We start from the raw sequence: 14087 nt of genomic DNA, 5'->3' as shown, positions 1-14087 counted from the left end.
AGATGATGAATCCCTTCGATCTGACCGGCAGAACCGCCATCGTGACCGGAGCCAATACGGGCCTCGGCCAGTCGATTGCTGTGGCGCTCGCCGGAGCGGGCGCCGCCATCGTCGCAGTGGGACGCTCGGCGATGGACGAGACCGAAAGCCTGTGCCGGGCCTCGGGCTCGGAGTTCCGCAGCGTGCAGGCCGACCTGTCCAGCCTAGATCCCATCGAGGGCATCGTCGCCGAGGCGGCAGCCGTAAGCGGTCGGGTGGACATTCTGGTCAACAATGCCGGGATCATCCGTCGGGCCGATGCCATCGACTTCACCGAGAAGGACTGGGATGACGTGATGAACGTGAACCTGAAGTCCACCTTCTTTCTCTCGCGGGCGGTGGCGCGAAATATGCTGGCGGACGGCGGAGGCGGCAAGATCATCAACATCGCCTCTCTTCTGTCATTCCAGGGAGGAGTCCGCATCCCGTCCTATACGGCGAGCAAGAGTGGTCTTGCGGGACTCACACGCCTGCTCGCCTGCGAATGGGCTGCGAAGGGCATCAACGTGAACGCCATTGCGCCTGGTTACTTCGCGACAAACAACACGGAAGCCCTGCGCAATGATCCGAAGCGAAGCGGCGAAATCCTGAGCCGCATCCCCGCAGGCCGCTGGGGAGAACCAAGTGACCTTGGCGGCGCGGCCGTCTTTCTGGCCTCGCCAGCGGCAAGCTACATTCACGGGGTCGTTCTGCCCGTGGATGGTGGTTGGCTGGCGCGCTAAGCACGTCTGGAGGAGTGATGACCCGTAAAGGCCAAACTTTTGCTTTCGACAGTGAAATCCCGTGGGAACCGGCCGGAGAGGGTATCAGACGCAAAGTCCTAACCTACGATGAGGACGTGATGATGGTGCGCGTGGCATTCGAAGCAGGAGCCGTGGGCTCTCTCCACTCGCACCCGCACATTCAATGCAGCTTAGTGGAGGAGGGCGTCTTCGATATCACCATCGCCGGTCGAATGGAGCGTCTGGGGCGCGGCGACAGCTTTCTTGTACCCACTGACGCCATTCACGGCGCCGTCGCGGTCGAGGATGGTGTTCTTCTCGACGTGTTCACGCCTATGCGGGAAGATTTTGTGAAATCGTGAAGCTGATCTTCGTGCAGGGGAGTTATCCCGGATGGTTTGGCTCCGGTCATGCCAGCGGTACGCGCCGATCTGGTCCCGCGAGAGCGCAAGGCGAATTGCTGGATAGAGCGAGTACGGCTTTCTACAGGATTGTGCTTCGGTGTTTATGTTTGCGGAACTGTGACGGTCTGATGCCTGTGATCTGCTGAAACTTGTTTGAGAAGGCGAACGGGTTCTCATACCCTACTTGGTTCGCAATCAGCTCGATTTTTACGTCCGTCGTGGCCAAGAGGTGCGCCGCGTGCTGAATCCTCAGGACTGCAAGCTGCTGTATTGGACTCCGGCCGAGGCTCCGGTGGCAAAGCCGGCGCAGGTGCTCGCCACTCATGCTTGCCAAGTCGGCGAGTTCGCCGAGAGTCCAATCGCGCGAGAGGTCCTGTTGCACAACGTGCCATAGAGACAGCAAGCGCTTTTCCCGACGCCATGGCTCCATGAACAGGTCCACATAGCGTTCGATGAGGTCGATCCAGAGGCCGCACGTACCGATATCGCGAGCGCCTTCCACTTCATGAACAAGCCCCATGATCGCGTGCCGGAGTGGCTCTGGATTGAAGCGGGCCATCAGCGGGGCCACCGCGCTGATCATGGAGAAGGGCGAGGAGGGTGTGAAGCGCACCCAGCAATACTGCCAGCGCCTCGATGGTATGGCGTGGAAGGCGTGGAGAACGTGGGCCGGAGCGAAGGTCGTCATTCCTGCTCGATGGGGCCGCCAGCGGCCGTCGAGCAACATGCGTCCTTCGCCGCCGAGGGACCCATGGAGGTAGGCGCCGCTAAGCTTTGTCCTCACAATGCGGTAGGGTGGGGCTGCGTCACCGACCCCAACATGCGCAATGTGCCGCTGGCGGAGAAGCGGACAGATATCATCGCGCACGATCCACTGTTGCGTCTTTGCGCCGACAATGTGTGTTTCGAGTAGCTTCTCGTGCGCTACGGCCATGGCTTCCGGAGCCTTCGACTGTCAAACTTCCATTCAAGATAACAAAAAATGTCATGGAGGAAACAATGGTCGCAAGTCTAAAAAGTGTCCTTTCGGCTTCACTACTTCTGCCGCTGGCAGTAACGGCCGCAATGGCGCAGCAGGGTGCGATATCCAATAATGTGGTGAGGATTGGCGTTCTAACGGACATGAGTGGCGTCTATTCCGATCTGGCCGGGAAAGGCGCGGTCGAGGCTGTCAAGATGGCAGCGGAAGACTTTGGCGGGTCCGTTCTCGGCAAGCCTATCGATGTTATTTTTGCCGATCACCAGAATAAACCGGACATTGGCTCTGCGACTGCCCGCCAATGGTTCGACACGGGCGGCGTTGATCTGATCGCAGACCTTTCCAATTCTGCTGTTGCACTATCCGTTGCGACGCTGGCAAAAGATCGGAAGCGGCATATTATCGTAAACGGCTCATCGAACATGGGCATCACGAACCAGGTATGCTCGCCCTACGCGGTGCATTATGCGTATGACGCCTATTCGCTCGCGAATGGCACCGGCAAGGCTGTTGTCGAGCAAGGCGGTGATACCTGGTTCTTCCTCACTGTCGATTTTGCGTTCGGCATCGGGCTTGAGCAACAGGTTGCGGATGTCGTCCGGGCTTCCGGAGGGCGTGTGCTCGGGGCTGCGAGGCATCCACTCGGCACAACGGACTTTTCCTCCTTTGTTCTGCAGGCACAGGCATCGGGCGCAAAGATCGTTGGCATTGCATCGACTGGCGGGGATGCAATCAACGCCATCAAGGCGGCCGCAGAGTTTGGGATCACGAAAGACCAGGATCTCGCCGCTCTTCTGTTGTGGGTCAACGACGTTCATGCGATCGGCCTCGATACGGCGCAGCGGCTGTTGCTTACGAACGCCTGGTACTGGGACATGAACGAAGAGACGAGGTCGTTCGCAAAGCGCTACTTTGAGCGTGTCGGCAACATGCCCAACATGAGCCAGGCGGCAGACTATTCTTCGACCATGCACTACCTGAAGGCCGTGCAGGCGGCTGGCACGGACGAACCGGACGCCGTCTCGGCGAAGATGCGGGAAATGCCTATCAACGACTTCTTCGCAAAGGATGGAAAGATACGGGTCGATGGGCGCATGGTTCACGACATGTATCTCTGGAGGGTAAAGGCCCCTTCGGAATCCAAGTACCCATGGGATTATCTCAAGCTGGTCGACACAATTCCGGCCGAGCGGGCTTTCCAGCCTCTCGACCAGAGCAAGTGCTATCTTGTGAACAAATCCTGACAGATCATGTGCCGCGCTCCGGCTCAGCTGGAGCGCGGCATTTCGAACTGGCTCTCGCCTCGAAGGGAGTGAGAGCGTGATCAAAATACTTACTCTAGGATGAAATATGGCTCGGTTTGAGCGCAGAACTTTGGTCGAACGCTTTCAGGACATGGTCCGGCGACGCGAGCCCATCATCGGCGGCGGCGCCGGCACCGGAATTTCCGCGAAATGTGAGGAGGCTGGAGGGATCGATCTTATCATCGTCTACAATTCCGGGCGCTACCGCATGGCCGGTCGCGCCTCCTCAGCGGGCCTGCTCGCCTATGGCAACGCAAACCAGATCGTCAAGGAAATGGCCGGCGAGATCCTCCCTGTTGTTCGGCACACACCGGTTATTGCGGGCGTCAACGGGACCGACCCTTTTGCGATCATGCCGGTGCTGCTGAGAGAGCTTAAGGAGATGGGCTTCTCGGGTGTTCAGAATTTCCCCACGGTCGGGATCATCGACGGCACGTTTCGAATCAGCCTGGAGGAAACCGGAATCCAGTTTGCTTCAGAGATCGACATGATCCGCCAGGCCCATGAACTTGATCTGCTCACAACACCCTACGTTTTCAGCGCCGACGAGGCTGTCGAAATGACGAAAGCCGGTGCTGATCTGATCGTGCCGCATATGGGCGTCACGGTCGGTGGAACGATCGGAGCGTCGACATCGAAAACCCTCGAGCAATCCGTTGCGCTGATCGACGAATGGGCGGAGGCTGCTCGGAAGGTGCGCAAGGACGTCGTTGTGATTGCGCACGGCGGTCCCATCGCGACCCCTCAGGATGTCGTCTATGTCCTTGAGAGCAGTGAGCACTGCAATGGCTTCTATGGCGCCAGCAGCATGGAGCGCCTGCCAACCGAAATCGCCCTCACAGAGCACATTCGCACTTTCAAGAACCTGTCCATCGAACCCAGCCAGAGGGAGAAGTCTTCATGCTCCGCGTCTATGTGAGTGCAGTGATGGACGTCACGATCGATGAGGCGTGGAGTGTCCTGCGCGACTTCAATGCCTTGCCGGTGTATCATCGTTTCTTCAAGGAGAGCTATATCGAGGATGACTGGCCGGCCGACAGGATCGGATGTGTCCGGAACTTCAGGACCAAGGAGGGAGACGATTATATTCGCGAGAAGCTCTTGAGCCTGTCGGACCGCGAACACCTTTGCTGCTACACCACCATCGAAGCATCGGTTCCTCTGTGGAATTACGTATCCGAAATGCGGCTTCGCCCGGTCACCGAAAGCCAACAAACTTTTGGAGAGTGGTGGGCGGAATTTGATACCCCACCCGATCAGGAAACAGACCTCGTTGCGCGGGTGACGGACACGTTCCGCTTTGCCTTCGAGGGGGCTGCGGAAGTGGCCAAAGCGAGGCGGCGCAGTGCCTCATGACGATCTCGTCGGACAAGGGAAAGGCCTATATTGTCGGGACCTTCGACACGAAGGCTGAAGAACTGCGTTATATAGCGGCCTTGCTGCAGGGCGCAGGAGTTGCAACGGTTCTGGTGGATGTCGGAACCAGCTCCTCCTCGGCAGATGCGGACATACCTGCCGAGATGGTCGCCTCCTATCATCCAGGCGGAGTTGACGCTGTCTTCAGGGCAGGTGAACGCGGCGTCGCAGTCAATGCGATGAGAGATGCATTTCAGGCCTACATCCGGACATGTACGGATGTCGGCGGCATCATCGGGCTCGGTGGATCCGGTGGGACAGCCATCATCACGCCGGCGATGCAAGGGCTCCCGATCGGCACGCCGAAAGTAATGGTGTCGACACTGGCGTCCGGCGACACCTCCCGCTTTGTCGGCGTCAGCGACATCATCATGATGTTTCCGGTAACGGACATCGCAGGATTGAATCGCGTCTCCTGTGTCGTTCTGGGGAATGCAGCCCATGCGCTCGCTGGAATGATGCTGCGAAATATACCTAAGCCCGATCACGACAAGCCGTCCATTGGGATCAGTATGTTCGGCGTGACGACGCCCTGTGTCCAGCAGTTGACAGCTTCCCTGTCGAGCACGTTCGACTGCCAAGTGTTTCACGCGAACAGTCCAGGAGGGAGGGCGCTGGAGGCGCTCACGGCTTCCGGACTGTTCCGAGGGGTTGTGGATGTCACGACGACCGAGGCCGCCGACTATCTCTTCGGAGGAGTATGTAGCGCCGGTCCTCACCGCTTTGAGGCTGCCGCTTTGGCAGGTGTGCCGTGGGTCGGCTCATGCGGCGCATTGGACATGGTGAACTTCTGGGCGGTGGATACGATTCCGGAACAATATCGCGGGCGTCTCCTCCACTCACACAACGCCCATGTCACTCTGATGCGAACATCCGCGGACGAGATGGCAGCCATCGGCGAATGGCTGACAGGGAAGCTGAACCGATCCCAGGCCCCCGTGCATTTGCTGATCCCGGAGGGTGGATTGTCCATGCTCGATGCTCCCGGAGAGCCCTTTTTCGATCCCGAAGCAAACGAGGCGTTGTTCGCGAGCCTCGAGAGAAACTTTCAGGTGTCGGATACCCATCGGATCATTCGTGTTCCGCACCATATCAACGATGCTGCCTTCGTTGAAATTCTCGTGCAACACGTTCATCAGCTAATGATCACCTAAACTATCGTTATTGAGCCTTCCCTTAAATACGGTGCCGGTGCTGCAAACAGCTTCGAATCCGTATCGAAGGATCCAGAACGCGTCGGAAGGCCAAAGGTCACTAAAGAGGCCTGAACCCTGCCGAGCCCGATGAACCGATTCCTGCAATCCTCCTCGCCAGCTTCTCGCTGCAACCATATCCTGAGGCCCTGAAAGGGCATAAGGACTCCGTCATTCGGGTGTCACGGCTCCGATGGCAGTCAATCCGGTTAGAAGGAGCAGAATATGAAGAACATTGCGATATCGGCTGCCATCCTCGTCTCGCTTCCCGCCCTGACCGGGCCAGCTGTGGCGCAGGAGAAGACACTGACAGGTGAGCGAACGACAATCGTCGCCCATCGGGGCGCCAGCGGCTATCTCCCGGAGCATACGCTCGAGGGCTATAAGCTGGCGATCGAGATGGGCGCAGACTTCATCGAGCCGGACCTAGTGGTGACCAAGGACGGAGTACTGATCGCCCGTCACGAGCCGATGCTGAGCGGCACGACAAATGTCGCCGACCTTCCGGAGTTCGCATCCCGCAAGACGACACGCAGGGTTGACGGGGTCGACACGACGGATTGGTTTGCCGGCGATTTCACCCTGGACGAAATCAAGCAGCTCCGCGCCAAGCAGGCGATGGCGGACCGTGACCAGTCCAAGAACGGTCAGTTCCAGATCCCGGCCCTTGAGGAGGTGATCAGCTTGGTGAAGCAGGAGGCTGCCGCCCGCGGGCGCACCATCGGGATTGCTCCTGAAACCAAGCATTCGACCTTCCATGCCGCGCTGGGCCTGCCGATCGAGGACCGTCTCGTCGACGTTCTCAAGAAGGCGGGCTGGACTGGCAAGGATGCCCCCGTGGTGATCCAAAGCTTCGAGACTGCGAACCTCAAGTACCTGAACACCAAGATAGACGTTCGTCTGGCGCAGCTCGTCGATGGAGCCGATGTCGACAAGGACGGCAACATGGTGCTGGAGGCTCCCTACGCGCAGCCTTATGACTTCGTGGTGGTCGGCGACCAGCGCACCAACAAGGATCTCCTGACGAAGGAAGGGCTGGCCGAGGTCAAGACCTATGCCGACATCGTCGCACCGTGGAAGCCGTACATTCTGGCGAGCAAGCAGGTCGACAAGAACAACGACGGCAAACCGGACGACCTCAACAACGATGGGGCGATCGACGAGCGCGATCGCGTGCTCGCGGCCCCGTCCAGCGTGGTCAAGGATGCTCATGCCGCCGGACTCCAGGTGTTCACCTGGACCTTCCGCAGCGAGCCGAAGCGTTTGACCTCCGACTTCGAGGGAGATCCCGCAGCGGAGTACAAGGCCTTCTACGCCCTGGGCGTTGACGGCCTCTTCAGCGACTTCACCGACCACGCCGTGAAGGCGCGCTGACGTTCAATTGGAACGTACGGGAGACTCCGGCTCTGTAGCAGACCGGAGTCTTTTCCTTTGCGGGCCTCCCGCAATGGGCTGTCTGTGGCGTATCCCGGCGCAGCCTCCGGATCCTAATCGCAGGCGGTCTGAAACTGTCGGTTAACCTCAGGCGGGCATCCTTTCTCCGCGTGATTCAGGGACTGGGCGGGCCCCTCATCCGGAGACGATTGCCCATGACGGAGAAGAGCCTCACCGAAGCTATCGAAGAGAAGCTGAACCTTATCGCTCCAACCCTGAAAGCGATACAGGCCGGGGGAGAACAGGCCTATCTTGGGGACCTTCAGACCCTCCTGAGGAAGAACCTGGCAAGCCTGCTTGCTCTGTTTGAGCGCGATCCCGGCCTTGATGCCGCGACCGCGGATCTCTACGCGGCGGCGGCTGCCATTGTGAAGGACGTCACGACCGCCTCTCAGCCCTACGCGCGCAAGCGCCGCCTTCTGAACGAGGCGCAAGCGCGTTTTGAGGAGCGGATTGCGCTGGCAAAGCCCAGAGAGCGAAGGTCATCCACTTCGTGGCGCCGGAACGAACTCTTCGTTGCCGCCTGACGGCGGCTCGGGTCCGGCCGGATTGCCAGCGGCTGGATCCGACCCTCGTGTTACCGATGCGATGTTTAGGCAGTCCCGCAAATCCTGAACGCCCTGCCTAGCGACGGACGAGGAGCATGGCAGACGCCGCACAGAGGAATGCGCGAGCTGAAGTCGGTCTAGCCTCCGGAAATTTCCAGAGACGATTCCGCTTCATCTCGCTCACCCTCGGTGCGGGAACCGTCAGGTGGTTGGAGTTCCCCGGGAGAGGCACGATCTGCTTTTGCTAGGAAGCGACTGGGGGCGGGAGTTCCAACCACGCTTCCAAGTCCCGGCGACGGCGCGTAGCACTCGCGTGCGAGAGCAGGGTTCTGGATGCAAGAGTAGCTTCACTCGCGTTTGCCGACGAGAGAACACAGCCCGTCGGAGATGCGGCTGCGGAATTCGCAGATGCGGTTCTGGGGAGCGGACCGGGACGTGTCATCGCGAGGACCATGGGGGCTGCCCTGGTGTACAATCGGGCGCCCGGAGCCTGAAGTCCTGCTTAAAGTTGGCGTGAATCCCGGGAGAAGGGATGGTGCTGCCAGAGAGGATCGAACTCTCGACCTCTCCCTTACCAAGGGAGTGCTCTACCACTGAGCTACGGCAGCTCGCCAACGAGGAGGGCCGCTTACTGCCACAGCGCGGCCCTATGCGCAAGCTTGAAAAGCAATCTTTATTCGGCGGCCTGCACTTTGGGTTCGAGCGGCAGCTTGAGCGCCCGCCAGACCTCCAGGAGAGCGGCGGCGAGGGCGTCGATGTGAGCGTCCGTGTGGAAGGGGCCCGGAGTGATGCGCAGCCGCTCCGTACCGCGGGGCACGGTGGGATAGTTGATCGGCTGGATGTAGATCCCGTGCTTCTCCAGCAGGCGGTCGGAGGCGGCTTTGCAGGCCTCTGCGTCCCCCACCATGACCGGGACGATGTGGGTCACCGTGTCCATGACCGGGATTCCGACGCCGCTCAGGACAGCCTTGGTGCGGGCGGCCTGGCGCTGCTGCTTCTGCCGCTCGGCTGAGGAGGCCTTGAGGTGGCGAATCGAGGCCGTGGCTGCCGCAGCCACCGCCGGGGGGAGGGCGGTGGTGAAGATGAAGCCGGGCGCGAAGCTGCGGATGGCGTCCATCACGGCTTTGGTGCCGGTGAGATACCCGCCCATCACGCCGAAGGCCTTGCCGAGGGTGCCCTCGATTATGTCGACCCGATGCATGGCATCGTCGCGCTCGGCAATGCCGCCGCCGCGCGGGCCGTACATGCCCACCGCATGGACCTCGTCGAGATAGGTCATGGCGTTATAGCGTTCGGCCAGGTCGCAGATGGCATGGATGGGGGAGATATCCCCGTCCATGGAATAGACGCTCTCGAACACGATCAGCTTGGGCCGGTCGCCAGCTGCCTGGAGAAGCTCTTCCAGGTGCTCGAGGTCGTTGTGGCGGAAGATCGCCTTCTCGCAGCCTGACTGGCGCACGCCCTCGATCATGGAATTGTGGTTGAGGGCGTCCGAGAGAATGAGGCAGTTCGGGATGAGCTTGGCGAGCGTCGAGATGCCGGTCTGGTTGGAAACGTAGCCGGAGGTGAAGATGAGGCCTGCCTCCTTGCCGTGGAGATCGGCGAGTTCGGCCTCAAGCTCGACAATAGGATGGCTGTTGCCGGAGATGTTGCGGGTCCCGCCCGCCCCGGTGCCCAGCCGCCAGGCCGCTTCCACCATGGCCCGGGTCACGTCCCGGTTCTGGCCCATGCCGAGATAATCGTTGGAGCACCACACGGTGATCGGCTTCGGGCCCTCCGGGCTGTGCCAGATCGCCTGGGGAAAGCGACCGGCCAGCCGCTCGATATCGGCGAAGACACGATAGCGGCGCTCTTCCTGGAGGCGCTCGAGGGCTGACGTGAAGAAGGTCTGGTAATTCATCATCTCACCGGATGGGCAACGGATTGCCCCGGGATATACCGCCTGATTATGCCAGAGGACATTGATCCCGGTCAAAATTCTGGAATCGCTTTAATGTATATTGCGGTTGAGAGCCGCTCACGAAGCCTTTATCTGGTGGTGGCGACGATGGGTCGCGTGAACCATGGCTGATGTGAAATCGCAGGATAAGGCCGACCGGCTGAAGGCGGCTTTGAAAGAAAATCTTAAGCGTCGTAAGGCTCAAGCTCGTGGAAGGCGGGCCGCCAAGCCCGTCGGAACCGAAGGCGGGAGCTTGAGCGTTTCCGACGAGCGCGACAAGCCGTCCGACTAGCATGGGCCGGCCGGTGCGCGCATAGCGCATGGCTTGTCCACCAGAATTGCAAGGGGAAAACGATGGATCGCATTCTTATCAGGGGCGGCGCGCCTCTCAACGGCCTGATTCCGATCTCGGGCGCCAAGAATGCGGCCCTGCCCCTGATGATCGCGAGCCTCCTGACGGAAGAGACCCTGGAGCTCGGCAATGTGCCGCGGCTGGCGGACATCTCCTCGCTCCTGCGGATCATGAGCAATTTCGGCGTTGATCACTCGATTGCGGGCCGCCGGCCCGGCCAGTCCTCCGAGACGGGGCAGACGATCCGCCTGACGGCCAAGAACATCATCGATACCACTGCTCCGTACGAGCTGGTCTCGACCATGCGGGCGAGCTTCTGGGTCATCGCGCCCCTCGTGGCGCGTTTCGGCCGCGCCAAGGTTTCCATGCCTGGAGGCTGCGCCATCGGCACTCGTCCGGTGGACCTGCTCATCATGGCTCTGGCTAAGCTCGGAGCGGCCATCGAGATCGAGGCCGGCTATGTGGTCGCCACCGCGCCAAAGGGCCTCCAGGGGGCCGAAATCGACTTTCCGAAGGTCACCGTCGGCGGCACCCATGTGGCCCTGATGGCGGCGACCCTTGCCAACGGCACAACCGTGATCCGCAACGCGGCCCGTGAGCCGGAGGTCGTGGATCTCGCCGAGTGCCTCATGAAGATGGGCGCCAAGATTGAAGGTGCCGGCACTTCGGAGATCGTGGTCGAGGGCGTGGCCCGCCTTCACGGCGCCTCCCACGACGTGATGCCGGACCGGATCGAGACGGGCACCTACGCCATGGCGGTGGCCATGACGGGAGGCGACCTGGTGCTCGACAACACCCGGCCCGAATACCTTCAGGCCGCTCTCGACGTGCTGGGCCAGGCGGGCGCCGAGGTGTCGCCGACCCACGGCGGCATCCGGATCCGCCGTAACGGCAATGGAATCCAGGCGGTGGATGTGACCACCGACCCGTTCCCCGGCTTCCCGACCGACCTGCAGGCCCAGTTCATGGCTCTCATGACCCGGGCGAACGGCACCTCGCGCATCCGCGAGACGATCTTCGAGAACCGCTTCATGCACGTGCAGGAGCTTGCGCGCCTGGGAGCCCAGATCCGCCTCGACGGCGACAGCGCCTATGTGCAGGGCGTGGCGGGACTGAAAGGCGCGCCGGTGATGGCGACGGACCTGCGTGCCTCCGTCTCCCTGGTCATTGCCGGCCTCGTGGCCGAAGGCGAGACCACCATCAACCGCGTCTACCATCTCGACCGGGGCTTCGAGGCGCTGGAGGCCAAGCTCGTCCGCTGCGGGGCCGATATCGAGCGGCTCAGGGGCTGAGAAGGGGCAGTGGCTTGGCTTCCCAGGCTCCTGAGCGCCGGAGTTCCACCGGAAAGGCCTGAAAATCCGCGCCTCGGGGCAGCCTGCGGGAAAGTCCGGAGGTTGCGCATGGCCCTGGCGCTCTCTACCTAAACCTCAAATCTCAGCAATAGGTTGGTAGAGTCATGGACCTCCTGAAACTCGTCGCCTTCGATCCGGAAGACCTCGCCGTCATCTCGTGCCACATGCAGGACGCCCTGCTGCGCGTCGGCGACATCCTGTACCTGCCCAAGGAGCGCCGGTTCGTCATTCAGACCCGGCGTTTCGACTGGGAAGCCGCCACGCCCCAGCGCCGGCTGACCTGCATGCATTTCGAGCACGTGACCGGGGTGCGCGTCCGCGGAATCGACCAGACCGACAAGGACGCCGTTCTTAACCTTCTCGCCATTTCCTTCGATGAACGAGACGCCCCATCGGGGACTGCGACCTTGATCTTTGCCGAAGGCGGAGCCATCCAGGTCGACCTGGAGTGCGTCGAAATGCAGATGAAAGATATCGGCCCCGTCTGGGCCGCCGAGAGCCGCCCGAGCCACGAGGAACTGCCGCAACAGGCGGGGCGCGTCTGATGGCGCAACGGCTCGACGCCCGGGAGGCCTCCTTCCCGCAGGCCTTCGCCGCACTGCTGGCGGCGAAGCGGGAGGTCTCGGAGGACGTGGACCAGGCGGTCCGCGCCATCATCGAGGACGTGGTGGCGCGGGGCGACGAGGCCCTGATCGACTATACCTACCGCTTCGACGGGCTGGCGCTCCAGCCTGAGACCCTCCGGATCTCGGATGCCGAGATCGACGCCGCCGAGGCCCAATGCCCGAAGGAGGCGCTGGAGGCCCTCGCCCTCGCGAAGGAGCGCATCGAGGTCTATCACCGGGCGCAGCGCCCGCAGGATTCCATGACGACCGATGCGCTGGGCGTGACCCTCGGCTGGCGCTGGACCGCCATCGAATCCGTCGGCCTCTACGTCCCGGGCGGTCGGGCGAGCTATCCCTCTTCCGTGCTGATGAACGCTGTGCCGGCCAAGGTCGCGGGCGTTCCCCGCGTCGCGATGGTCGTGCCGACCCCGAAAGGCGAGACCAACCCTCTGGTCCTGGCCGCGGCGCGGCTGGCGGGCGTCGACGAGGTGTTCCGCATCGGCGGCGCGCAGGCCGTCGCCGCGCTCGCCTATGGCACGGAAAGCATCAGGCCGGTTGCCAAGATCGTCGGCCCCGGCAATGCCTATGTGGCCGCGGCCAAGCGCCGGGTCTTCGGGCAGGTGGGAATCGACATGATCGCCGGTCCCTCCGAGGTGCTCATCCTCGCGGACAGCCATGCCAATCCCGCCTGGATCGCCGCCGATCTGCTGGCCCAGGCCGAGCACGATCCCGCCGCCCAGTCGATTCTGATCACCGATAGCGCGGATCTCGCCGATGCCGTCGAAAAGGCGGTGGAGGGGCAGCTCAGGACGCTTCCGAAGGCGGAAATCGCCGGCGCGAGCTGGCGCGATTACGGTGCGATCATCCTCATCGACACCCTCGAGCACGCCATTCCGCTGGTGGACCGGCTGGCTCCGGAGCACCTGGAGATCGAGACGGAAAACGCCGAGGAGCTTGCCGCGAAAGTCCGCAATGCGGGTTCTATCTTTCTCGGCAGCTTCACGCCGGAGGCCATCGGCGATTACGTGGGCGGGCCGAACCATGTCCTGCCTACGGCCCGCTCGGCCCGCTTCTCGTCCGGGCTCGGCGTGCTTGACTTCATCAAGCGAAGCTCGATCCTGAAATGCGATGCGGGCGCGCTGCGTGCTCTGGGCCCCGCAGCCATAACCCTCGGGCGGTCCGAGGGACTTGAAGGTCATGCGCGGTCGATCGCGATCCGCCTGAACCTTTGAAAGGCTGAGCGGAGGGGCGATGGCGAGCGAAGGAAAGGAGCGGTGCCGGCTGGTCGCCGTCACGCTCGACGAGGCGTCCATCGGCCGCGGCAATCCCGATCAGGAGCATGAGCGGGCCATCGCCATCTACGACATCCTCGAAGAGAACACGTTTGCACTGCCGAATTACGACGGCGGCCCCTATTCCCTGCGCATCGCTCTCATCGAAAAGAAGCTCTGCTTCGAAGTCTCATCGCAGGGTGGGACGCATCTCGTGTCCCACCACCTGTCGCTGACGCCCTTTCGCAAGGCGATCCGCGACTACGAACTGATCTGCGACAGCTATTATCAGGCCATCCGTTCCGCCTCGCCTGCGCAGATCGAGGCCATCGACATGGGGCGCAGGGGGCTGCACAACGAGGCGGCCGAACTCCTGATGAAGCGCCTCGAAGGCAAGCTGGTCCTCGATTTCGATACGGCGCGCCGCATCTTCACGCTCATCTTCGCGCTTCACTGGAAGGGCTGACGCTTGGACGAGCCTTGCTCGAAACGGATCCATTCGGTCCTGTTCGTCTGCGCGATGAACTCG

14 protein-coding genes and 1 tRNA gene are annotated in these 14087 nt (G+C 61.8%); 12 read left to right on the top strand and 3 right to left on the bottom strand.

Translation table 11 applies throughout. From position 1 onward, the window contains the following. Positions 1-2 precede the first annotated feature (2 nt). Positions 3-761 (top strand): 2-dehydro-3-deoxy-D-gluconate 5-dehydrogenase KduD, encoded by a 759-nt coding sequence (gene kduD, locus LG661_RS07560; RefSeq protein WP_230531267.1) that lies wholly within the window; start codon positions 3-5, stop codon positions 759-761. A gap of 17 nt (positions 762-778) precedes the next feature. After that, complete coding sequence (locus LG661_RS07555) at positions 779-1123, top strand: cupin domain-containing protein (protein WP_230531266.1); 345 nt, start codon at positions 779-781, stop codon at positions 1121-1123. A gap of 121 nt (positions 1124-1244) precedes the next feature. Here the strand turns inward: LG661_RS07555 and LG661_RS07550 are convergent, their stop codons facing one another. After that, positions 1245-2099: a helix-turn-helix transcriptional regulator gene (locus LG661_RS07550; protein WP_268995440.1), complete on the bottom strand. Its 855-nt coding sequence runs from the start codon at positions 2097-2099 to the stop codon at positions 1245-1247. A 65-nt stretch (positions 2100-2164) separates the two neighbouring features. On the opposite strand from LG661_RS07550, the gene LG661_RS07545 reads away from it, so the two are divergent. The 6 genes from LG661_RS07545 (at position 2165) to LG661_RS07520 (ending at position 8018) form a co-directional block, all read left to right on the top strand. Then, entirely contained in the window at positions 2165-3388 is a 1224-nt protein-coding gene (locus tag LG661_RS07545; RefSeq protein ID WP_230531265.1) for an ABC transporter substrate-binding protein, read from the top strand. Between the two features lie 106 nt (positions 3389-3494). Next, entirely contained in the window at positions 3495-4367 is an 873-nt protein-coding gene (locus LG661_RS07540) for a phosphoenolpyruvate hydrolase family protein (RefSeq protein WP_230531264.1), read from the top strand. After that, the gene (locus LG661_RS07535; protein WP_230531263.1) at positions 4349-4804 is read left to right on the top strand and encodes an SRPBCC family protein; all 456 of its coding nucleotides are present in this window, start codon (positions 4349-4351) and stop codon (positions 4802-4804) included. Before LG661_RS07540 ends, LG661_RS07535 begins: the two co-directional genes overlap by 19 nt. Continuing rightward, complete coding sequence (locus LG661_RS07530; RefSeq protein ID WP_230531262.1) at positions 4801-6018, top strand: Tm-1-like ATP-binding domain-containing protein; 1218 nt, start codon at positions 4801-4803, stop codon at positions 6016-6018. Before LG661_RS07535 ends, LG661_RS07530 begins: the two co-directional genes overlap by 4 nt. Positions 6019-6282: 264 nt before the next feature. Further along, positions 6283-7431: a glycerophosphodiester phosphodiesterase gene (locus tag LG661_RS07525; RefSeq protein ID WP_230531261.1), complete on the top strand. Its 1149-nt coding sequence runs from the start codon at positions 6283-6285 to the stop codon at positions 7429-7431. Between the two features lie 215 nt (positions 7432-7646). After that, the gene (locus LG661_RS07520) at positions 7647-8018 is read left to right on the top strand and encodes a hypothetical protein (RefSeq protein ID WP_230531260.1); all 372 of its coding nucleotides are present in this window, start codon (positions 7647-7649) and stop codon (positions 8016-8018) included. Positions 8019-8572: 554 nt separating this feature from the next. Here LG661_RS07520 and LG661_RS07510 read toward each other — a convergent pair. Both LG661_RS07510 and hemA read right to left on the bottom strand, forming a co-directional pair. Further along, positions 8573-8647 (bottom strand) — tRNA-Thr (locus LG661_RS07510). A gap of 65 nt (positions 8648-8712) precedes the next feature. Beyond that, complete coding sequence (gene hemA / locus LG661_RS07505; protein WP_230531259.1) at positions 8713-9939, bottom strand: 5-aminolevulinate synthase; 1227 nt, start codon at positions 9937-9939, stop codon at positions 8713-8715. Positions 9940-10332: 393 nt separating this feature from the next. Here hemA and murA point away from each other — a divergent pair, with 393 nt between their 5' ends. The 4 genes from murA (at position 10333) to LG661_RS07485 (ending at position 14024) form a co-directional block, all read left to right on the top strand. After that, complete coding sequence (gene murA, locus LG661_RS07500) at positions 10333-11622, top strand: UDP-N-acetylglucosamine 1-carboxyvinyltransferase (RefSeq protein ID WP_230531258.1); 1290 nt, start codon at positions 10333-10335, stop codon at positions 11620-11622. A gap of 164 nt (positions 11623-11786) precedes the next feature. Then, positions 11787-12227 (top strand): DUF2948 family protein, encoded by a 441-nt coding sequence (locus LG661_RS07495; RefSeq protein ID WP_230531257.1) that lies wholly within the window; start codon positions 11787-11789, stop codon positions 12225-12227. Then, on the top strand, positions 12227-13519 hold the full coding sequence (gene hisD / locus LG661_RS07490) for a histidinol dehydrogenase (RefSeq protein ID WP_230531256.1): 1293 nt from the start codon (positions 12227-12229) through the stop codon (positions 13517-13519). The genes LG661_RS07495 and hisD overlap by 1 nt, the downstream gene beginning before the upstream one ends. Before the next feature lie 19 nt (positions 13520-13538). Further along, positions 13539-14024 carry a UPF0262 family protein gene (locus LG661_RS07485; protein WP_230531255.1) on the top strand — a complete coding sequence of 162 codons (486 nt, stop codon included), beginning with the start codon at positions 13539-13541 and terminating at the stop codon, positions 14022-14024. Positions 14025-14087 lie beyond the last annotated feature (63 nt).

Source organism: Microvirga roseola (assembly GCF_020866965.1).
Taxonomy (GTDB): domain Bacteria; phylum Pseudomonadota; class Alphaproteobacteria; order Rhizobiales; family Beijerinckiaceae; genus Microvirga; species Microvirga roseola.
Note: the sequence above shows the minus strand (reverse complement) of the source record. Positions and strands in the feature narration are given on the sequence as shown.

Excerpts from the sequence above, each read along its gene's own strand:
- LG661_RS07485 (WP_230531255.1), top strand. The coding sequence starts at position 13,539 with ATGGCGAGCGAAGGAAAGGAGCGGTGCCGGCTGGTCGCCGTCACGCTC.
- LG661_RS07545 (WP_230531265.1), top strand. The coding sequence starts at position 2,165 with ATGGTCGCAAGTCTAAAAAGTGTCCTTTCGGCTTCACTACTTCTGCCG.
- LG661_RS07540 (WP_230531264.1), top strand. The coding sequence starts at position 3,495 with ATGGCTCGGTTTGAGCGCAGAACTTTGGTCGAACGCTTTCAGGACATG.
- LG661_RS07495 (WP_230531257.1), top strand. The coding sequence starts at position 11,787 with ATGGACCTCCTGAAACTCGTCGCCTTCGATCCGGAAGACCTCGCCGTC.
- kduD (WP_230531267.1), top strand. The coding sequence starts at position 3 with ATGATGAATCCCTTCGATCTGACCGGCAGAACCGCCATCGTGACCGGA.
- LG661_RS07555 (WP_230531266.1), top strand. The coding sequence starts at position 779 with ATGACCCGTAAAGGCCAAACTTTTGCTTTCGACAGTGAAATCCCGTGG.
- LG661_RS07535 (WP_230531263.1), top strand. The coding sequence starts at position 4,349 with ATGCTCCGCGTCTATGTGAGTGCAGTGATGGACGTCACGATCGATGAG.
- LG661_RS07525 (WP_230531261.1), top strand. The coding sequence starts at position 6,283 with ATGAAGAACATTGCGATATCGGCTGCCATCCTCGTCTCGCTTCCCGCC.
- LG661_RS07520 (WP_230531260.1), top strand. The coding sequence starts at position 7,647 with ATGACGGAGAAGAGCCTCACCGAAGCTATCGAAGAGAAGCTGAACCTT.
- hemA (WP_230531259.1), bottom strand. The coding sequence starts at position 9,939 with ATGAATTACCAGACCTTCTTCACGTCAGCCCTCGAGCGCCTCCAGGAA.
- LG661_RS07530 (WP_230531262.1), top strand. The coding sequence starts at position 4,801 with ATGACGATCTCGTCGGACAAGGGAAAGGCCTATATTGTCGGGACCTTC.
- hisD (WP_230531256.1), top strand. The coding sequence starts at position 12,227 with ATGGCGCAACGGCTCGACGCCCGGGAGGCCTCCTTCCCGCAGGCCTTC.
- murA (WP_230531258.1), top strand. The coding sequence starts at position 10,333 with ATGGATCGCATTCTTATCAGGGGCGGCGCGCCTCTCAACGGCCTGATT.
- LG661_RS07550 (WP_268995440.1), bottom strand. The coding sequence starts at position 2,099 with ATGGCCGTAGCGCACGAGAAGCTACTCGAAACACACATTGTCGGCGCA.